The sequence below is a fragment of the Niallia sp. Man26 genome (assembly GCF_022049065.2).
Classification (GTDB): domain Bacteria; phylum Bacillota; class Bacilli; order Bacillales; family Cytobacillaceae; genus Niallia.
In genome coordinates this window covers 1,283,191-1,301,361 of sequence record NZ_CP095744.1, presented here as the reverse complement: position 1 = coordinate 1,301,361, position 18,171 = coordinate 1,283,191, and the positions used below count along the sequence as shown (strand labels likewise).

The window sequence follows — 18,171 nt, the reverse complement described above, 5'->3', positions numbered from 1 at the left end:
TTATAAGGCTAATGGGTTTATGCCCATTAGCCTTATTTTGACTTTTCATGATGATAAAGAACAAAATCGTATTTGTTACCGTCTAGCTGATCTTGATAAAATTCAATTTTACTGGTTAAGATATTCATACTTTCCTGCAGCTCTTGTATTTGCTTTGCTAGAAGACTTTTCCGTTTTTCGAGAAGATCTTTTCTTTCTAAAATAGTCGATTCGCCTATTGCACGCCAATTTGTATATTGTTTCAGCTCTGTAATCGACATGCCGGAACTCTTTAAATGCAGCAAGAATTGAACCCAGCCAATATCCTGTTCTGTATATTCCCGCAGATTATTTTCATCTCGTCCGGGAGTTAATAGCCCTTCTTTTTCGTAGTATCTGAGCATGCTTGATGTTACACCGATAATCTTAGCAAACTCTCCAATAGAATAAGTCAAATGGTCCACCTCTATTTGTATATTGCTTTTAACAGCATTCACTTATGTAAATGCTTAAAAAAATAAACGATTTTCTTAAAAACTATCATCCATTCCCTTGCCTTAAAGTACACTTTAAGGTCTATACTTCATCTTGTAAAGCGATAGTTTAAGAAAGGAATGAGCTAAATGGCGGAAAAACAAACAGCTGGACGAGATTTATTAGGAGATTTTGCTCCAAAATTTGCTGAGTTAAATGATGATGTGCTATTCGGAGAGGTTTGGTCAAGAGAAAAAGAGCTCTCACCCCGGGACCGCAGCATGATAACAGTTTCCGCATTATTAGCAGGCGGCAACTTTGAACAGTTAACACCCCATTTGCATAAGGCAAAGGCTAATGGAATAACAAAGGAAGAAATCGCCGAAATAATTACACATCTTGCATTTTATGCTGGTTGGCCAAAAGCCTGGTCAGCATTCAACATCGCGAAATCAATCTACGAATCAGAAGAAGGCAGGTAATAATATGGAAAACGAACAGTTGAATTACAGCATCATTTTTCCACGAGGAGAAAAAGTAACAGCAAATTTTAGCGGGGATGCCTATTTACAGATGGTTTTCACAGACCCAAGTCCCCTTAATACTTCCATCGGTAATGTTACATTTGCTCCAGGTGCGCGCAATAACTGGCATTCACATAAAGTCGGGCAAGTATTGTTAGTTACTGGCGGCGAAGGCTGGTACCAAGAAGAAGGGAAAACGGCTCAGCTTCTTAAAGCTGGAGACGTAGTCAATATACCAGCTAATACAAAACATTGGCATGGGGCAACCAAGGACAGCTGGTTTGTCCATCTTGCTTTGACACCGGGAGAAACAGAGTGGCTGGAGCCTGTAAGTGATAGCACGTATAATTCTTTATAAGAAAAAGCGGACCGAACTCATGAATTCGGTCCGCTTTTTACTATTAGGCATTTTTGCTGTGTACTTGATTTTCCCTAAGCTGTTTAATGTCTTCTTTAGGCGGTAGCCCAAACATTCGGGAATACTCTCGGCTGAACTGGGACGGACTTTCATAGCCGACCTGGAAGGCAACTTCTGCTGCGTCTGTTGCTTCTGCCAATAAACGCCTCCTTGCTTCCTGCAGCCTTAAGTTCTTTTGGAATTGTATCGGGCTCATTGCTGTAACTTGTTTGAAGTACCGATGCAGTGTCGCCACACTCATATTTACCTTTTCCGCAAGCTCTTCTATCCGAAAAGCTTCGACGTAGTGACGTTTAATATACTCAATTACTTCCCTAATTCGATAGACTTGGCTTCCTTCTAACGCCATTTGCTCTAATATGTTTCCATGTGGCCCTTGCAAAACTAAATACAAAATTTCTTTCTTATAAAGTGGAGCCAGTACAGGTATATCCTGTGGTCTATCTAATAAACGGGCAAGGCGAGTTACTGCATCCAACAAAACTGGTTCTGCCTTGTCTATGAACATTGCTCTGTTCATCTTCTGGTTTGCTCTTTCATTTCTAGCTTCATCTAAAAGCGATAAAATTTCACTCGATGTAAATTCAAGCTTAAATGCCAAGTAAGGTATATCTTTAGAAGCTTTAATTACCTGTCCGGTTACCGGCAAGTGAACAGATGAAACAATATAGTCTTGAGGACCGTACCGGAAGCGGTCACTAGCAAGTAGCACTTCTTTTTCTCCTTGAAGAATGATGCAAAACGACGGTTTAAATACGGCATGAATTGGTTCAGTAATATCAGATTCTCGGATAAAAAATAATGACGGAATAGCTGTTTTATTTGAACCTTCACTATTTGTAAAACGGTTTATAAGCTTGCTCAGCTCATTCAATTGATTTGTTGATAGTTCTGTCATAACTGCCTCCTTAAAACCTCACGCACTATTAGTGATTATAAACCAATTCCTGTAATTTTAGTAAGTGCTGTGAGAGTATTAGGCAATCTTTTGCGATGATTAGGTTACCGGTACACTGTTTTTCTATACCATAATAAAGATACAGACATCCATATTTTACCTTGGATGAAAGGAGTAGTTTCAAAAAATGACAGAAATGCATTTTAACATTATTGCCATAACAGGATTTGCCCGCCCGGCATGTTTGTTAGTAAGCAGTGCCTCTATGTTTCAATCGCGAATTTTCCTCGAATATAATAACCGTTCAGTAAATCTACAAAACTCTCCCTGTGCCATAATGGAGGTTATGTCATTGGAAATAAAACCGGGAGCATATTTCAAGGTGTGGGCAGATGGTGCAGACGAACAGAAGGCACTGCAAGCAATCGCCAAAGCCTTAACAGAAGCATGGGGGCTTCTTCCTAATGAAGTCTAATTTTATACATAAAAAAGCAAGCGCTCTAAAGTTTGGTGCTTGCTTCCATCTATAGAGCGCAAAATGTAATTATTTAGGCAAAATTAACTTACATACCTGTATTCTAAACATTCTGACTGCAGTATATAATGAATCTATCTAAGCTAAGGAGGAATTCAGATGAAAAACAAAAACATGATTTTATGCGCAGAAAACTATAAGGGGCGCACTGATTCATAATTTTTCAGATGTGTATCCCCTTATATGAATTATTTAAATAATACATTTAAGGGGTTAAAACATGGATTTTCCTATAAAGAAATTTCTTTCCTATTATCAGCCATATTTAAAGCAGTTTTTTTCCATTCTAGCTTGTGCTTTGCTCGCATCAACTCTAGCATTGGCTTTTCCATTGCTTGTGCGCTATATTACAAAGGATTTTCTAGCTGGAAGTTATTCGGCCGGATTGGATCAGATATATTGGGTCGGCGGGTTAATGCTTGCATTGGTTATCGTGCAAAATCTTATCTATTTTTATGTTGATTATAAAGGGCATGAGCTTGGTGCTCGCATGGAAACAGACATGCGAAGTGAGCTGTTTGCGCATATGCAAAGTCTGCCTTTCAGCTTTTTTGATAAAGAAAAAACGGGTCAGCTAATGTCCAGAATTACCAATGATTTGCTGCTCCTCTCAGAGCTGTACCATCATGGACCGGAAGATTATCTGAAATACAGCGTCCGCTTTTTCGGCGCTTTCGTTATTCTGTTTCATATCAATGCAGCTTTAACTATTGTTGTATTTTGTTTTACCCCAGTTTTGGCTATATGTGCCTTCTTGTTTAATAAGGTGGTTAATAAAGCGTTACGTAACAACAAAGAACGGATTGCCGAGGTTAATGCTCAGGTTGAGGACAGTTTAGCCGGTATAAGAACAGTGAAATCCTTTGTTAACGAACAAGAAGAAATACTAAAATTCAACCAAAAGAACAGCTCTTTTTTTGAAAGCCGTAAAAACACATATAAAGCAGAAGCAACTTTCTATAATATTTTTCAAGTATTGCTCCAACTAATCACTGTAACAGTAGTCGTCATCGGCAGTGCCAAAATTACCAACGAAACATTAGACTTAGCTGATTTGCTGACTTTTTTGCTGTATATCAACTTTATGATTGAACCTGTTTCTCATCTTGCACATATGAGCACACAGCTACAAGAAGGGATTACAGGCTTTCAGCGATTTATGGAAATTATGAAAACCAAACCTGAAGCAGAAACACAAAGCTTACCCAGAGCTGTCATAGCTGGAAAAGTGGAGTTCCGCCATATTTCCTTCCGCTATGAAGACCGTTTGCATAATGTTTTCGAGAATTTGTCTTTGTGTATACAGCCAGGTGAGTATGTCGCTTTAGTTGGGATGTCAGGAATCGGAAAGACATCATTATGTTCCCTCATCCCCCGCTTTTATGATGTGTCAGAAGGCAAAGTGCTCGTAGATAATATGGATGTCCGAGATTATAAACTCGATTATTTAAGAAGATCAATTGGCATTGTCCAGCAAGATGTTTATCTATTTACAGGCACCATTCTAGATAATATTCGCTATGGCAAGCCTGCTGCAACGATAGATGAAATAATCACAGCCGCAAAGCATGCTGATGCCCATGATTTTATTATGAACTTACCGAACGGCTACCACTCTGAAATAGGTCAACGAGGCATTAAGCTGTCTGGTGGCCAAAAGCAGCGCCTCAGCATTGCCCGAGTTTTTCTGAAAAACCCGTCCATTCTTATTTTTGACGAAGCGACAAGTGCCTTGGATAACGCAAGCGAAGCAGTTGTCAAGAAATCGTTGGAAGCGTTAACAAAGAATAGGACTACGATTGTAATCGCACACCGCCTGTCAAGCATTCGCAATGCAGACCGAATCATCATTTTAAATAAAGATGGTATTTTAGAGGAAGGCTCACATGATAAGTTAATTCGAAACAATGGAACATATGCCCAGCTTTACTCGCGACAATTCGATTTGAATTAGCTGCAAAAAAAATCAGCTTCCATAATATTGGCAGCTGATTTCTCATTAAATTGATTTTATTTAAACATGTAAAAACCATCTATATTTACGATAACATCATTAAATGTTATATTAATAATAAGTTAACCATATATTCTTTATGGTTAACTTATTATTTTTACGGAGGATTAGAATGATGTATAAATTGCGAGGTCATCATCTTTTTTGTCTATTAGGATACAGAGGCATGGGATATTCAGAGGAATATGTAAAAAACATGACAAAACTGCATCAAACATTGAGAAATAATCCTCATACATATATTCAAATCGTAAATGAACCTGATCATTTATGCGAAAAATACCCAAACTCAGGGAAGTATCACTGTCAGGATCCACATATATATGAAAGAGATGCTGCCATTCTCAAAAAGTTAGGCCTTCAAATTGGCGAGATACTGCAGTGGCGGAATATTGAAGCAGCTGTTCGAAATCGAACTGTGCCTGCCGATATTCAAGTAGTATGTGAAACATGCTCTTGGCGTTCATACGGGGTCTGTGAGGAAGGCATTCAAGAGATGCATGATGGGAAGAGACTGCGGGAAATAAACTAATCAATGCTGCAGTATCTTTCCTCCTTTTTGGTTTCAAAAGCGTATATTAATTAATGTCTCCTAAATATACAGGTGTGGTGATATTTTGTGTATAGTTAATAATTTGTTGAAGCAGTTCTTTCGGATATATCCTGTAGTCAAGTAACTTATCGATAGGCAGCCATTCAAGACCGACTTGATTAGTGTCAGGATTTGCTGGTTTTGTTTTTTCACTTTGACCATTTTCTATATTACAAATAAAATAATGCTCAACTTGATGGAAGTCATAATCAAACGAAGCATGCTCATGGTTTTTGCCGATATATTCGCGAATAAAAACCAATGAACCGACTTCCACTTGTTCCCCGACTTCTTCCAGGCACTCTCTTCTAACGGCCTGTTCCAATGTTTCACCGTGCTCCTGCCCGCCGCCTGGGAATAAATAAAAATACCCTTCGTCGTCTTGATTCTTCGTTAACAATAACTTGTCATTATCTATGATTATTGCTTTAGCTGAAATCCTTATATTCATTACTACTTCCGCTCCTGTTTTATGTTAGTAAATATCCTAGCTGTTATTTCTTCCAGCTGTAATGTACCATCGATTACTATATCAGCGCTTGGCTTTACTTTTTCAACCATGACTTGATATGCGCGTCTGCCTTCATTCAAGTAACTTTGACAATTTGTTCGTATTTCAGTAATAGAGCTAAACTCATCACGAACTATCCTTCGGGCCATCGCAATATCTAACGGAGTGTCTATGTAAATAGATAAATCTATCAAATGCTGCAACTGGGTATTAAGAGTGGAGAACGGATAATCTAAAATAATAATTTCAACCGCTGGATTTTCAAGTGATGAGCAAATATCGACAACAATAGGTAGAACATCCCAATCATTATAATCTCCACTATTCTTGGCCCATTCCCCAAAGTGATGCGGTCCTTTTAACTCATAGTCATCAAAATGAATAAGTTGCACTCCTTTATTCCACTTAGCTGCTAAGTGCTTTGCTACTGCCGTTTTGCCGCCGCCAGACACAGCAGCAATAGAAATAACGTAAGGTTTATGTTTCATAGGTTTTCCTCCACCGCTCTATTAAACTCAAAGCGCTTCTGGCAAACGCTCTTTATACATGGTAATCGCATCCTTATTTTCCTTAAGGACAGCAAGTACCTTCGGATGTGGATGAACGTATATGACAGGATAGTCTACTTCACCAAGCTCCTCGTTGATAGTAAAAGCTAGTTTTTCCTTTTCAATGGAAAACTGAGCATTAACCCCTTTTTTATTGCCTCTGGCATCCAATCTAATCCATTTTGAAAGGGATTTTATATACACAGCGTTTAATGCGTGCACACAGTATCCTTCTTCAGGAGTTTGAAACAGCAGCAGCCTCTGGTAACAAAAGCCTGTTGGAATTCCTTGTGACCGCAGAATTGCTGCTAGCAAATGCGACTTAGCATAACATATGCCTTGTTTATTTGCCAACACATCTGAAGCAGCACAAGTTACGAGCTTTCCTTGTATATCCCACGAATGATAAATTTCATCACGAACAAACTCAAAAGCCTTTTTAACCTTCTCCAAGTCTGTATATGTATTAACAAACAGCTCCTCTGAGGCAGCTTGAATGAGAGGATGAGAAAAATCAACTTCAACTTGTTCTTTTAAATAATCTTGAAGATTACTAGATTCCAGAATGAGATTCATAACTATCCTCCATATCTATTTAGGAACAATTACATTAACTTACTATAAAAATATTCATTCTTTTATTTTGCTGGGATTTTCCACAAACGAACCAATAATATACCCGCAATCTGCACAATAGTATGACAGGATTGGCGAAGGCTCGCTTCTTCTATTTTCGTAAGCGTACATATGCAAAGCATTAACACCTGATGCGATAATCCCCTTCTTGATGTCACTTCCGCTGCAATTCGGACAGCTTGATTGATTCATATTCCCCACTCCAATCGAGGTTACTTGCTTCCTTGCAATAATCATACAAATATTGGTAGGTTTTAGTCAACCATATAAAAAGGGAACTGACTAAGTTCCCTTTTCCCCCCTTATATTTCTGTTTGCATATGACTAATCTTATAACTTAATACTGTTTTTAATTTTGCTGAAGCTGCCTTTCTCGCATCAGATAAATATATTTCCCGGTGTTCAAGGGATATTCTCTCTAAGTTATTATTCTTAGTAAACTCATGCATTATCGCGAAGGTTTCGGGTTCATTATCATATGGACCTACATGGAGCATCTGCACACATTCTTCTTGTTCTGCTGTTTGGAAATATGCATACTCCAGATAAGGATGAGGCTTCTTTTTCTTTACTTGTTCCATTACTAATTGGGCTAATTCTTCTGATACAAAGTCCGGCTGCCTGATCATAATCGTGTATAAAAATTCATCTTTATTTAATTCCTGCAGCTGCCTGCCTTTTTCTGTTAAGCTCCATATCCCTTCTAAAGGATAAACAGTATATTCGAAATACCCTTGAGGTGTATAGCCGCCTTTTGGCATCATCCGAATTGCATATGCAAGGGAATATAAGACCTTAATCTTTTCTGCAAATTCTTCTCCATTCGGATTTCCTTGTCCATCTATCATAAAAAACTTTTGCTCTGGAACAGTCACAAGCTCTGGTTTTGCTTTTGGCAAGTACAACCCCTTTTCATGTTTTCGCCATTCATGCTTCAAAGTGCCTGATCCTCCTTTTGTTGAGTAATTTTAGCGCCAATTGTAGATGCTCTGATTATCTTTAATTTCGCTAGAGTCTGCAGCTGTTCCGGTGTTCCAGAAACAACGGTACCTCTTGCCTTAATATCCGTAACAGATGGGGCAGAGGTTTTGTTAAGCGCTGTTAAAATAAGCTGAGCTTCCTTGCGATATGTCTCTTCCTGCATTTGTTTTGCTAGCTTATTAAGAAAAAGCTGCCCTTTTATTTCGAAGCCAGACCCATTTACTGGAAAACCGATAGCCGAATGCCCTTCCACATATGTGGTGTAATCTTCTGATTGTCCTTCCTCTTCTTTTAATTTTTTATCAACCGCTGAATCCAATTCGACCCATAGCCAATTAACATGCTTGGTGCCTAAAATATCTTCCAGCTCTGTTAATGAATAAGGCTTATCAAAGGAAATTGCGGCCTCCATCAATGTGTTTGTATCTTCTGTAACTGCTTTGTTCAGTTCTTGAGGAAGTGTAGCATATTCTACTTTCGGATCAAAAAAAAGCAGTTCATTACTTTCTTCGCCCTCAACCTTCTTCTCTGCGGAACTTATCAATTCCTCACTCCCAAGAACGTTTACCTTTTGCTCCATTGAACCAGACAAAATAATCTGATTTCCAACCTTTTTTTCCATTTGAAAATACGCAACTGCACTTAATAAATGATACTCCTTTCCATTACTCTTCCATTCTGTATTTGCACCCTTCACTTCATTTAAGACCATATTTTCCTGTTCCACTTGCCTTTTTAGATTAAGTATTGCTGCTGTGTAAATACAACCTATGATAATACATAATGCGATACCACCTATTAATAGCTGTCTATTTTTACTAATAGAAAGTTTCGTTAAAGTCATTCCTTTACATTCCCCCCTTTAATTAAGCTGCTTTTTTCTATCATATCTTATCTGATGGTAAGCGTCTTCACTTTAGCAAAAAATGCCATATAATATTCATATTTTTCGCCAGCTTGGCAAAGAGTACACACCATTCCACCCTAATTTCCTTCCACTATTTTTGTAAATTCATCCAATGAGGTTGTGTACTTAATATAAATACGAGGCAGCAGATACTCCCCATCTTTCAAGCCTTCGTTAGCGTAATAGGCAGGAGTTGTAGTAAGTCCAAATTTATAGTACCTCTTTGCTTGCTCCATAACGCTACTGTTAAAGCTCCCATACGGATAGGCAACTGCTATCACTGGTTTGCCAGTAATCGTTTGAATAGTGTCTCGCGATCCTTTTAGTTCTGCTCGATAGTTTGTTATTTTTGTTAAATCAGGGTGTGTTGCTGTATGAGACTGGATGGAGATAATCCCAGAATCAGCAAGTTCTTTTAGTTCTGCCTTCGATAACCGATTAGAGCGACCAATAAAATCTGCGATAACAAAAAATGTTGCAGTCGGTTGGAATTGCTCTGTTTTCAATTTCCGAAAAATCTTATATACTTCCCAGTTATTTTTGTATCCATCATCAAATGTAAGAAAAATCGGCTTGTTAACCTTTGAAATGTCCTGCCAGCGCTCAAATGTTAATAAAGTGAAGCCAGCTTTTCGTAAATATTCAATTTGCTTTTCAAAGTTTTCAGGAGTAACATACAACTCTTTGGAGCCTTGTCCGGAAAATTCGTCAATTGAATGATAAATTAAGATTGGCACTTTTTGTTGAGCGGAAACAGAAGGTGGTATAACAAGGATGGTAAAAAGGAAAAGAAATATTCTAAGCATTTTCATCAATACAACCTCACCTTATTTTCTTTTTCTGTAGTTTCTCGCTATTAGTGGCTAATTATGTTTAGCCTTACTAGATAAGGTAATGGTCAAAGAGAAAATTTCAGTAGGTTAAATCTGTTATTAATGTTAATATTTTGTATAAGGAAGGAGCGTTTCCTATTTGTACAAACACAAACTTAATACAATAATAATTACAAGCATTTTTATTCTCATCATTGGTGTATTAGCTATTAACTTGATTGTTAAAAATCATCAGGAAAATAACCTTATTATTGAGAAATGTTTTGATCATTTCGAGAAGGTTGAGTCGGTAGTAATTAAGAAGGATAGTTTCTGGTCTCCAGTTACTTGTGAAAAAAAATAGATATATTACCTCAATAATCAGTGGGTAAGAAACTATAGAAAAGGAATCAATCAGCATTCTTCCAAAAAAAAGCCTGTGCACTGAAGCACAAGCTTTTTTTACTAACTAATTTATTTACGGATTGTTTTTAGAGCAGTAGACCATGGAATTACTTGGTCTAGCATTTGGTTAACAGAATCTGCTTGCACTTCTTTCGGTTTAAATTCTGTGCCGTTTTCAAAATCAGTGAACAAGGACAATGCTGGATGAACACGAACATCTGCAACTAGCAGCTCACCTAAAATGCCGCGTAAATGTTCTGCAGCGCGTGCTCCTCCGACTGAGCCGTACGATACAATTCCTGCTGCTTTGTTATTCCATTCATCACGCAGGAAGTCTAAAGCATTTTTTAAAGCACCTGTAATGGAGTGGTTGTATTCCTGCACAATAAACACGAATCCATCTTGTTTAGCAATAATTTCTGACCATGCTGCTGCACCTGATGCGTCTGCTCCTGGCTCACCAAGGAATGGCAATTTATAATCTGCAATATCAATGATTGTGTAGTTTGCGTCACCGCGTTTGTCTGCTAGTTCTTTTACCCATGCTCCTACTTGTGGACTTACACGTCCCTCACGAGTTGATCCTAATACGATTCCAATATTTAATTTTTCCATTTTTACTACCTCCTCTTGTTTTGTTCCAAATAATTTATTGAAAAAACCCATGTTCATTCCCCTTTTATTACAAGTATTCTTTGTCTATTTCTAAATTGCTGCGAACAGTGTTAATCGGGCGGACAAGCTTCTCAATCTCTTCCCGTTTTGATTCAAAAAATGGTGGCAGTGATAATTTTTCGCCGAGTGTTTCATATGGCTCATCCCCCATAAACCCAGGCCCATCTGTTGCTAGTTCGAATAATATTTGTGGTGCAACATTAGAGTACAGTGATCCGAAGTAGTAGCGCTCTACAAACCCGGAGTTTGGCAACTTAAAGCTTGCTAAACGGCTTTGCCACTGATCTAATTCTTTGCGATCGGCAACGCGGAAGGCAGCATGGTGAACAGTACCGAAGCCTTGTCTTGCTTGTGGAAGGGTATTATTGAATTCCACAATAACTTGTGCTCCGTTGCCGCCTTCTCCCATTTCAAACAGATGGAAGGAGCCTTCCTGAGCTGCTTCTCTCATTAAAAATACTTTTTCTAACACTTCTTTGAAATAATCAAAGTAAGAGGTGCGAACAAAGATTGGGCCAAGTCCAGTAATAGCATTTTCCAATGGAACTGGACCATTTTGCCAAGGTGTACCTGCTGCAACCCCTTCATTCTGTTCATCTGAAATCAACTGATATTGCTGGTCATCAAAATCAGCAAATGAAAGTATCTTTTTCCCAAATTGTTCTTGAATACCTTTATGCTTCACATCGTATTTGTCAAAACGTTTCACCCAATACTCAAGAGCTGCATCTGTCGGCACGCGGAAGGAGGTTTTGGAAATCTCGTTTGTGCCATGCACTCCCTTTGGAATACCAGGGAAATCAAAGAATGTCATATCTGTCCCAGGACTTCCAACATCATCAGTAAAGTATAAATGATATGTTTGAATGTCATCTTGATTGACTGTTTTTTTCACGAGACGCAATCCTAAAACGTATGTGAAAAATTCATAAATTTTTTCAGCGCTGCTAGTTATAGCGGTAATGTGATGAAGTCCTTTTAACTCATTCATGTAAGTTATCCTCCTATTTTTTATCTCGATTTCGAGATATGAGCGAAAAAAATATAAATACCTTTAATTAAAATATCTCTAATTCGTGATAATTATAACATTAACTGTTATTACGGTCAATACTAGTGTACCTCTAAATTTTCATTATAAACTTAATGCAAATGCTCCTGGACCAATTAATGCAAGTCCTATTGCCACAACTATTAGCATTAGGTTATATTCAAACCCGCCACCACCAGCAGCGAAGCCTTTAGAACCATGCACCTTTACAATTGCTCCTGCCATAATAATGGTTATAATAACTGCTGCTACAGGTAAAAACAAACCGAGAATCATTAAAATCCCACTTACAAATTCGCCCAGACCGCTTAAAAACGCTGCCGGAATACCTGGCTTTACACCGATTGACTCAAACCATCCGCCTGTTCCTTTAATACCATGTCCTCCAAATAAGCCAAACAGCTTCTGAGATCCATAATATAAAAACACAATTCCAACCATTATTCTAATTATAAGCAAACCTACATCTTCCATTACTATCTTCTCCTTTTTTATTCCATTTTATTTTACGAATGCTATCTAAAAACCTGGCGGGTGAAGCCATTGAAATGGCTTCTGCCCTGTTAATCAAGTGGTTTTACTTCTATCGGAATAAGCACTTTTTCAAGCTGTGCTCTATGCTGCTCGTATTGAGCTGGCAGCTTTAAACTCTCTCCCATTGTTTGTTGAGATTCATCATGCGCAAATCCTGGAGGATCTGTTGCAATCTCGAATAAAATTTCTCCGTGTTCTTTAAAGTAAATGGCATTAAAGTAGTTTCTATCACGAACAGCTGTTACTCCATAACCATTGTCTGCAATATATTCCTGCCAATCTAAGTGGTCTGCGTCATCAATAGCACGCCATGCAATATGGTGGACTGTTCCGACTCCCATCTGACCGCGGCCAATAGATGTTAATTTCAGATCGATGATACTACCAATATCAGCTGTTGCACGGTAGCGGGCAAAATCTCCTTCTTTGCCGACTAATTCAAGACCCATCACATTTTCCAGCAAGTCAGCCGTTTTTTCTGGCTGTGCGGATAATAAAGTAGCTCCAGCAAAACCTTTTATTGCGACTTCTGGAGTCACGCCACCAAAAGTCCATGTGTTTGTTTCTCCGTCTGCTCTTTCGACTATTTCTAGATGAAGACCATGTGGGTCATCGAATTCAAGATACTGTTCTCCAAATCTCTCCATTTTAGTAAATGGTATTTGGAAACTTTCCAGCCTTTTTTCCCAGAATGCCATTGCTCCTGCTGGCACTGCATACGCAGTAACACCAACTTGCCCATCTCCGATTACTCCTTGTTTTGCTCCGGCCCATGGAAAGAAGGTGATGATGGTACCAGGTTTTCCTCCTTCATTACCAAAGTATAGATGATATGTTCCTGGATCATCGAAGTTGACTGTTTGCTTTACTAATCTTAAGCCTAGAACCCCTGCATAAAAGTCTACATTTTCTTGTGGATGGCCGACAATTGCTGTAATGTGGTGAATTCCCATTGTTTTTTTGCTCATTATTTCTTCCTCCGCTTCATTAATTCATAATCTTTAGCATTTTCCATTTCATTGTTTACTTACACTTGTAATTGCATCCACTGTTAAGTGAATTTATTTCGAATTCGAGATATTTAACAAAAATAAAAGCAAAAACTTTTTTGTTTATCTCGATTTAAGATATCTTGAATATGAGATAATAATAAAACAAATATTAGTAAGTGTCAATACAAAAAAAACTTTTTTAAGGATTAATCAAAATAAACTGGCTCATTAGCGTTATAATGATGTTTAAAAGCTATCTGGATTTGTGCTTCTGTATTTCTTGGCAGAGATAAAGGCGGCAACGCATCCTCCGCAAAAAATTGAACTTCACTTGTTTCTATTCCAACCTCAGCATTTCCGCCAATAATTTTACAGTTTATTAGTATCTTATATACATGTGAAGGAGACGGTGGATGGCCATGAAATTTCTTATCAAACACAGCCATTAATTTTGTTGCTTTCACATCAAACCCCGATTCCTCTTTCACTTCTTTAACAGCCACTTCACTTGGTGACAGTCCAATATCTCCCCAGCCGCCAGGTAGCGCCCATTTACCGTCAGTCTTTTCTTTCACCAATAAGATTCTGTTATTTTTAAACACAGCTGCTCTAATATCTACCTTTGGGGTGGCATACCCTGTTTCATTGGCAAACAAGTCTTTAATAATAGTGGAATCCACCTCTGTATGCATAGCCATTATCTCTACACTTATTTTACGGATTGCTTCGAACCTTTCTATATCATATACATCCTTTGAATACGATAAGCCTGCTTGGGAAATCGCTTGTAGTTGCTTCGACCATTCCAGCCATTTAGGTTCCATTTACTTACCCCCTTATACTCTTATTAAATATGTAGTCATTTCCTTAATGATATTTTTACCAGCACTAACGAAGCTGTAAACATGACAGAAGGAAATTTGGCTGTTATTAGCTGTTTTATAGCTGCCGTTAGCGGCGGCCGTACTGCCATGTGTAATAATATGATGGATTCCGACTTCCACTATGTTATCAGTGCAATTTTTATTGAAGCTATCTAATACTTCTTTTTTTCCACAAATTCTGTCACTCCCTGCTATTGTCCAAATAATATCAGCAGCGAAAGTTGCTTCCAGCTCAAAAATGTCTTTTTTTGCGGAAGCTATAAGATGATTTTGGATAAAAAGCTTCTTAGGGGAGTTCCCACAATCTTTTGCACTCACTACTTTCATGCTACCCCCCCTTATTAATTAAATGCCCCAGAACTATACTTATCCACCAACAATGACTGAATATATTCTCTGCATTCAGCAGACAAAAATGATCTTTTGGCATGTATAAGATCTCCGTACGGCATAGCTCCGACAAATTTCACCTCGCCGGCAAAGTTTTTCTCTAAGTTAGCATCAAAACCTGCTAACTTTACAAATATAGTTTGCTGACCTGTCTTTTCAAAGTCTATTATGGTCAGCTCATGATGACGTGCTTGTGACATTTGTTACCCCCTGATTGAAATTACTCCTATATGTTCATTTTATAAAAAGGCTATATCAACATTATTATGTTCAGGCGCGGGATGCAAGCAAAAATAACAAATTTCTTGGTTTTAATCCTTCGCAGCTTATGTAATATTCCACATTTTGTATTTTTTGATAGATTTTAATAAAATTTATAGTTTGCCGGCAAAAAATCAAAGAGCCTTTTACACACAAAAGGCTCTTTTCATGGAGATAAATTTATCCTTCTATTTGAGTTTTCACTCGTCTTGGTTTCAGCTTAATATTCACAAAACAGATACTGATGATGATACAGATAAGTCCAAGCACAAGCTTGAAAGTAATCGATTCATTTAAAACGATAGAGCTGCAAAAAATCGCAATCAGCGGGATGAGAAAGGTGTAGGAACCTACTTTGCTTGCTTCTCCAGAGCCTACTAGGGTGAAGTAAGCAAGCCACCCAAAGGCGATGACAAAGATGGAAATGAACAGCAAATTAGCAATAAACAGCATTTGCCACTCAATACTTGACCAGCTTTCTATGCTTGAACCTACACCTAACAGGAAAAGCCCTCCAATGAGGAGCTGCATTGTGACCATCCAAATAGAATCAACAGAACTACCTGTCTTCTTAACAAATACAGTTCCTAATCCCCAGCCAATTGCTGAACCAAGCGCAAGTAGAATACCAAGCATAGAGATATCACCTGTTAACCCGCCAGTACTGATAATGGCAACACCAGCAAAGCCAAGTATCAAGCCGATGATTTTCCACCCGTACATAGACTCTCCAAGCCAAATCCATGAGAATATTCCCAGCAGAACTGGTTCAATAAAGACGATGCTTGAAAATAATCCAGCTGGCATATAGCCTAAGCCTACTGTTTGAAATCCGTAAAATATGATGATGTTTAATATTGCAGAAATTACGTATAAGTGCCATGTTTCTTTAAATCTTAATTGCTTTATTCTTGGCAATGCAAACACAAGCAATATCAATCCTCCAAGTACTGTTCTAATTCCTGCAAACAGCAATGGAGGTGTGTAGCTAAGCGCCATTTTAGATAACGGCCAGTTGACTCCCCAGACAATAACGAGAAAAGTCAGAAGCAATACTGTTCTTGTTCGAGATATTTTATTCATCGGTTTAACCTCTCCCCTATGTTTAAAAGCAGTATTTCTCCCATGAAAAGAGTATCTCAAACGTGTTCAGACTACAAATAATACGCTCTATTGTGATTTTTACACAGGCTGTTTTGTCTTTAGTTCAACTTGCTGCTTCCTTTTTGCTTTTCCTATCTTATCTGTGTTCATACTTGCGGTCAACACGCCACAAAGCACAAGTAATGCCCCTACATATCCTTGCAGGCCGATATTTTCCTGGAGAAAAACAAAGGCAAACACGGCTGCAAAAATCGGCTCCAGCGCAAATAAAAACCCTGTCATTTCAGGTGTAGTATGCTTTTGCGCAATCGGCTGCATTACAAATCCATATGCAGAACAAATCAGCGCTAAACCGAGAATTGCCAACCAATCCATCCCCGCTTGAGGCAGCGTGAGATTACCAAATAGGAATATCCCGCTAATCGCAGCATAAATGGCCGCAAAACCAAGCTGATACACACCGAGCTTTAATGGATCTGCTACCTTTATAAAGCGGTTTGTCACGATAATATGCACTGCATAAAAAAGTGCTCCAGCTAAACAGTAGAGAGCTCCAGCTGACAAGGCAAAGTCATCGCCTAATGACAGAAGCGAAAGTCCGATAGACACAATGATAACTCCTAAAGTAATCTTTGTACTTGGCCATTTCCGATTAATAATTGCTTGCAAAACAGGAACTAAAATCACTGTTGTGCTAGTCAGGAAACCTGCAGTGGATGCGGTGGTGCTTTTCATTCCAATTGAAAGAAACATAAAAATTCCTAATAAAAGCAATCCTGTAATCATACTATTTTTCAATGTCTTCCTATCTATTGGAAAAATCCGTTTTGAAAACAATAAAGCCATTACGATAAATGCAATCCCAAATCGCAGGGACACCATTGTCATAGGTGATACGGTATCAGCCAAAAGCTTCATAAAAATATATGAAGTTCCCCATCCCATCGAGACAGTAGCTAAAATCAAATTTGCCTTTTTTTGTGTCATAGTGCCTAAGCCCTTCCCTCTACTTATATTCTTCTGGATTTATATTAGCAACTGTATTTACATTAGTAAAACGAATATTTATAATTTAACCATTAGAAACCCTAATGCTTTAGGAGGGATGGAAATGAATCCATATTACGCCTTTATCAAAGCGATTGAAACAGGCAGTTTTACGAAAGCTGCCGAACAGCTTGGCTATACGCAATCAGCCGTCAGTCAAATGATACATACACTTGAAAAAGAGCTTTCATCTACATTAATCATACGATCTCGAACAGGGATAACACTGACCCCTGACGGAGAAGAACTTCTCCCATTCATCAGGAAAATATATAATTCTCATCGAGAGCTGATTGAGAGACGAAAAGAAATGGAAGGTCTTGAAAGCGGGCTTATACGGATTGGCACCTTTTCGAGTGTCTCCAGCCAGTGGCTACCAAGACTAATGAAGGATTTTAAAGAGAATTATCCAGCTGTTCATTTTGAACTGCATCAAGGAGATTATACGGACATCGCCAATTGGATTAAAGAAGGAAGTGTCGATTTTGGCTTTGTAAATCCATATGGAATAACAAATCTGACAATAATCAGATTACAAGCTGATGATATGCTTGCTGTCTTGCCAGTAGATCATCCATTGGCAAGCCTTGATCGTATTCCCCTCCACAGCTTGACCGAAGATCCCTTCATTCTGTTAGAGGAAGGTGAAGTCAGTGAAGCTTTGACTACTTTTGAGCAACACCGTTTTGAACCAAATATTCACTACCACGTACATGATGACTATACGATTATGTCCATGATAGAACAGGGACTTGGCATTTCTATTTTGCCTGGTCTTGTGCTCCAAAGATGCCCTTACCGCATCAGCACAAAACCACTCATCCCTTCTGTTGTACGCACCATCAGCCTTGCATACAAAGACAAACGAGTACTGCCGATTGCCTGCAGGCATTTTATTGATTTTGTATTAGAGAGATATCGGGAGCCTAAAGTCATTAAAAAATAGAATTAAAAACAGAGACAATTTGAAGAATTGTCTCTGTTTTAGTTCATAGAATA

The 18,171-nt window shown here is 38.3% G+C and carries 24 protein-coding genes; 6 read left to right on the top strand and 18 right to left on the bottom strand.

The window, feature by feature from the left end; translation table 11 throughout:
* Nucleotides 1–32 precede the first annotated feature (32 nt).
* The gene (locus L8T27_RS26040; RefSeq protein ID WP_237944046.1) at nt 33–434 is read right to left on the bottom strand and encodes a MerR family transcriptional regulator; all 402 of its coding nucleotides are present in this window, start codon (nt 432–434) and stop codon (nt 33–35) included.
* 168 nt (nt 435–602) lie between these two features.
* On the opposite strand from L8T27_RS26040, the gene L8T27_RS26035 reads away from it, so the two are divergent.
* Nucleotides 603–935 carry a carboxymuconolactone decarboxylase family protein gene (locus L8T27_RS26035; protein ID WP_233315558.1) on the top strand — a complete coding sequence of 111 codons (333 nt, stop codon included), beginning with the start codon at nt 603–605 and terminating at the stop codon, nt 933–935.
* Nucleotides 936–939: 4 nt separating this feature from the next.
* The gene (locus L8T27_RS26030) at nt 940–1,335 is read left to right on the top strand and encodes a cupin domain-containing protein (protein WP_237944044.1); all 396 of its coding nucleotides are present in this window, start codon (nt 940–942) and stop codon (nt 1,333–1,335) included.
* Nucleotides 1,336–1,378: 43 nt separating this feature from the next.
* Here the strand turns inward: L8T27_RS26030 and L8T27_RS26025 are convergent, their stop codons facing one another.
* Entirely contained in the window at nt 1,379–2,293 is a 915-nt protein-coding gene (locus L8T27_RS26025) for an AraC family transcriptional regulator (protein WP_237944042.1), read from the bottom strand.
* 187 nt (nt 2,294–2,480) lie between these two features.
* Between L8T27_RS26025 and L8T27_RS26020 the strand changes: the two genes are divergently transcribed.
* From L8T27_RS26020 to L8T27_RS26010, 3 genes are all read left to right on the top strand, one after another.
* Nucleotides 2,481–2,768 carry an HPr family phosphocarrier protein gene (locus tag L8T27_RS26020; protein ID WP_233315561.1) on the top strand — a complete coding sequence of 96 codons (288 nt, stop codon included), beginning with the start codon at nt 2,481–2,483 and terminating at the stop codon, nt 2,766–2,768.
* 280 nt (nt 2,769–3,048) lie between these two features.
* Complete coding sequence (locus L8T27_RS26015) at nt 3,049–4,782, top strand: ABC transporter ATP-binding protein (RefSeq protein ID WP_237944040.1); 1,734 nt, start codon at nt 3,049–3,051, stop codon at nt 4,780–4,782.
* Nucleotides 4,783–4,957: 175 nt separating this feature from the next.
* Complete coding sequence (locus tag L8T27_RS26010; protein ID WP_233315663.1) at nt 4,958–5,374, top strand: DUF1284 domain-containing protein; 417 nt, start codon at nt 4,958–4,960, stop codon at nt 5,372–5,374.
* 46 nt (nt 5,375–5,420) lie between these two features.
* Here L8T27_RS26010 and L8T27_RS26005 read toward each other — a convergent pair whose 3' ends face one another.
* From L8T27_RS26005 to L8T27_RS25930, 16 genes are all read right to left on the bottom strand, one after another.
* Nucleotides 5,421–5,885: an NUDIX domain-containing protein gene (locus L8T27_RS26005; protein ID WP_237944038.1), complete on the bottom strand. Its 465-nt coding sequence runs from the start codon at nt 5,883–5,885 to the stop codon at nt 5,421–5,423.
* A 2-nt stretch (nt 5,886–5,887) separates the two neighbouring features.
* Nucleotides 5,888–6,433, bottom strand: a complete 546-nt coding sequence (locus tag L8T27_RS26000; protein WP_237944036.1) for a nucleoside/nucleotide kinase family protein — start codon at nt 6,431–6,433, stop codon at nt 5,888–5,890.
* A 27-nt stretch (nt 6,434–6,460) separates the two neighbouring features.
* Complete coding sequence (locus tag L8T27_RS25995) at nt 6,461–7,069, bottom strand: transglutaminase-like domain-containing protein (RefSeq protein WP_237944035.1); 609 nt, start codon at nt 7,067–7,069, stop codon at nt 6,461–6,463.
* A gap of 54 nt (nt 7,070–7,123) precedes the next feature.
* Complete coding sequence (locus L8T27_RS25990; protein ID WP_237944033.1) at nt 7,124–7,321, bottom strand: acetyltransferase; 198 nt, start codon at nt 7,319–7,321, stop codon at nt 7,124–7,126.
* 110 nt (nt 7,322–7,431) lie between these two features.
* Nucleotides 7,432–8,067 (bottom strand): GyrI-like domain-containing protein, encoded by a 636-nt coding sequence (locus L8T27_RS25985; RefSeq protein ID WP_237944031.1) that lies wholly within the window; start codon nt 8,065–8,067, stop codon nt 7,432–7,434.
* Complete coding sequence (locus tag L8T27_RS25980) at nt 8,064–8,954, bottom strand: anti sigma factor C-terminal domain-containing protein (protein ID WP_237944020.1); 891 nt, start codon at nt 8,952–8,954, stop codon at nt 8,064–8,066. Before L8T27_RS25980 ends, L8T27_RS25985 begins: the two co-directional genes overlap by 4 nt.
* A gap of 140 nt (nt 8,955–9,094) precedes the next feature.
* Nucleotides 9,095–9,829, bottom strand: a complete 735-nt coding sequence (locus L8T27_RS25975) for a polysaccharide deacetylase family protein (RefSeq protein WP_237944214.1) — start codon at nt 9,827–9,829, stop codon at nt 9,095–9,097.
* A gap of 474 nt (nt 9,830–10,303) precedes the next feature.
* Complete coding sequence (locus L8T27_RS25970; protein WP_233315569.1) at nt 10,304–10,900, bottom strand: NADPH-dependent FMN reductase; 597 nt, start codon at nt 10,898–10,900, stop codon at nt 10,304–10,306.
* A 16-nt stretch (nt 10,901–10,916) separates the two neighbouring features.
* Nucleotides 10,917–11,900 carry a ring-cleaving dioxygenase gene (locus L8T27_RS25965; protein ID WP_233315570.1) on the bottom strand — a complete coding sequence of 328 codons (984 nt, stop codon included), beginning with the start codon at nt 11,898–11,900 and terminating at the stop codon, nt 10,917–10,919.
* 144 nt (nt 11,901–12,044) lie between these two features.
* A complete protein-coding gene (locus tag L8T27_RS25960; RefSeq protein ID WP_233315571.1) occupies nt 12,045–12,434 on the bottom strand; it encodes a DoxX family protein in 390 nt (129 codons plus the stop codon).
* Between the two features lie 89 nt (nt 12,435–12,523).
* The gene (locus L8T27_RS25955; protein ID WP_237944018.1) at nt 12,524–13,462 is read right to left on the bottom strand and encodes a ring-cleaving dioxygenase; all 939 of its coding nucleotides are present in this window, start codon (nt 13,460–13,462) and stop codon (nt 12,524–12,526) included.
* Nucleotides 13,463–13,692: 230 nt separating this feature from the next.
* Complete coding sequence (locus tag L8T27_RS25950; RefSeq protein ID WP_237944016.1) at nt 13,693–14,310, bottom strand: NUDIX hydrolase; 618 nt, start codon at nt 14,308–14,310, stop codon at nt 13,693–13,695.
* Between the two features lie 12 nt (nt 14,311–14,322).
* Nucleotides 14,323–14,697: a nuclear transport factor 2 family protein gene (locus L8T27_RS25945; RefSeq protein ID WP_233315574.1), complete on the bottom strand. Its 375-nt coding sequence runs from the start codon at nt 14,695–14,697 to the stop codon at nt 14,323–14,325.
* Nucleotides 14,698–14,711: 14 nt separating this feature from the next.
* Complete coding sequence (locus L8T27_RS25940; RefSeq protein ID WP_233315575.1) at nt 14,712–14,960, bottom strand: hypothetical protein; 249 nt, start codon at nt 14,958–14,960, stop codon at nt 14,712–14,714.
* 241 nt (nt 14,961–15,201) lie between these two features.
* Entirely contained in the window at nt 15,202–16,104 is a 903-nt protein-coding gene (locus L8T27_RS25935) for a DMT family transporter (protein WP_237944014.1), read from the bottom strand.
* A 99-nt stretch (nt 16,105–16,203) separates the two neighbouring features.
* Entirely contained in the window at nt 16,204–17,112 is a 909-nt protein-coding gene (locus tag L8T27_RS25930) for a DMT family transporter (RefSeq protein WP_237944012.1), read from the bottom strand.
* 124 nt (nt 17,113–17,236) lie between these two features.
* On the opposite strand from L8T27_RS25930, the gene L8T27_RS25925 reads away from it, so the two are divergent.
* The gene (locus L8T27_RS25925) at nt 17,237–18,118 is read left to right on the top strand and encodes a LysR family transcriptional regulator (protein WP_237944010.1); all 882 of its coding nucleotides are present in this window, start codon (nt 17,237–17,239) and stop codon (nt 18,116–18,118) included.
* The last annotated feature ends 53 nt before the right edge of the window (nt 18,119–18,171 follow it).

Bases quoted from the DNA above. Each gene is read 5' to 3' on its own strand.
- L8T27_RS26035 (WP_233315558.1), top strand. From the start codon at position 603: ATGGCGGAAAAACAAACAGCTGGACGAGATTTATTAGGAGATTTTGCT.
- L8T27_RS26030 (WP_237944044.1), top strand. From the start codon at position 940: ATGGAAAACGAACAGTTGAATTACAGCATCATTTTTCCACGAGGAGAA.
- L8T27_RS26025 (WP_237944042.1), bottom strand. From the start codon at position 2,293: ATGACAGAACTATCAACAAATCAATTGAATGAGCTGAGCAAGCTTATA.
- L8T27_RS26020 (WP_233315561.1), top strand. From the start codon at position 2,481: ATGACAGAAATGCATTTTAACATTATTGCCATAACAGGATTTGCCCGC.
- L8T27_RS26015 (WP_237944040.1), top strand. From the start codon at position 3,049: ATGGATTTTCCTATAAAGAAATTTCTTTCCTATTATCAGCCATATTTA.
- L8T27_RS26010 (WP_233315663.1), top strand. From the start codon at position 4,958: ATGTATAAATTGCGAGGTCATCATCTTTTTTGTCTATTAGGATACAGA.
- L8T27_RS26005 (WP_237944038.1), bottom strand. From the start codon at position 5,885: ATGAATATAAGGATTTCAGCTAAAGCAATAATCATAGATAATGACAAG.
- L8T27_RS26000 (WP_237944036.1), bottom strand. From the start codon at position 6,433: ATGAAACATAAACCTTACGTTATTTCTATTGCTGCTGTGTCTGGCGGC.
- L8T27_RS25995 (WP_237944035.1), bottom strand. From the start codon at position 7,069: ATGAATCTCATTCTGGAATCTAGTAATCTTCAAGATTATTTAAAAGAA.
- L8T27_RS25990 (WP_237944033.1), bottom strand. From the start codon at position 7,321: ATGAATCAATCAAGCTGTCCGAATTGCAGCGGAAGTGACATCAAGAAG.
- L8T27_RS25980 (WP_237944020.1), bottom strand. From the start codon at position 8,954: ATGACTTTAACGAAACTTTCTATTAGTAAAAATAGACAGCTATTAATA.
- L8T27_RS25975 (WP_237944214.1), bottom strand. From the start codon at position 9,829: ATGAAAATGCTTAGAATATTTCTTTTCCTTTTTACCATCCTTGTTATA.
- L8T27_RS25970 (WP_233315569.1), bottom strand. From the start codon at position 10,900: ATGGGTTTTTTCAATAAATTATTTGGAACAAAACAAGAGGAGGTAGTA.
- L8T27_RS25965 (WP_233315570.1), bottom strand. From the start codon at position 11,900: ATGAATGAGTTAAAAGGACTTCATCACATTACCGCTATAACTAGCAGC.
- L8T27_RS25960 (WP_233315571.1), bottom strand. From the start codon at position 12,434: ATGGAAGATGTAGGTTTGCTTATAATTAGAATAATGGTTGGAATTGTG.
- L8T27_RS25955 (WP_237944018.1), bottom strand. From the start codon at position 13,462: ATGAGCAAAAAAACAATGGGAATTCACCACATTACAGCAATTGTCGGC.
- L8T27_RS25950 (WP_237944016.1), bottom strand. From the start codon at position 14,310: ATGGAACCTAAATGGCTGGAATGGTCGAAGCAACTACAAGCGATTTCC.
- L8T27_RS25945 (WP_233315574.1), bottom strand. From the start codon at position 14,697: ATGAAAGTAGTGAGTGCAAAAGATTGTGGGAACTCCCCTAAGAAGCTT.
- L8T27_RS25940 (WP_233315575.1), bottom strand. From the start codon at position 14,960: ATGTCACAAGCACGTCATCATGAGCTGACCATAATAGACTTTGAAAAG.
- L8T27_RS25935 (WP_237944014.1), bottom strand. From the start codon at position 16,104: ATGAATAAAATATCTCGAACAAGAACAGTATTGCTTCTGACTTTTCTC.
- L8T27_RS25930 (WP_237944012.1), bottom strand. From the start codon at position 17,112: ATGACACAAAAAAAGGCAAATTTGATTTTAGCTACTGTCTCGATGGGA.
- L8T27_RS25925 (WP_237944010.1), top strand. From the start codon at position 17,237: ATGAATCCATATTACGCCTTTATCAAAGCGATTGAAACAGGCAGTTTT.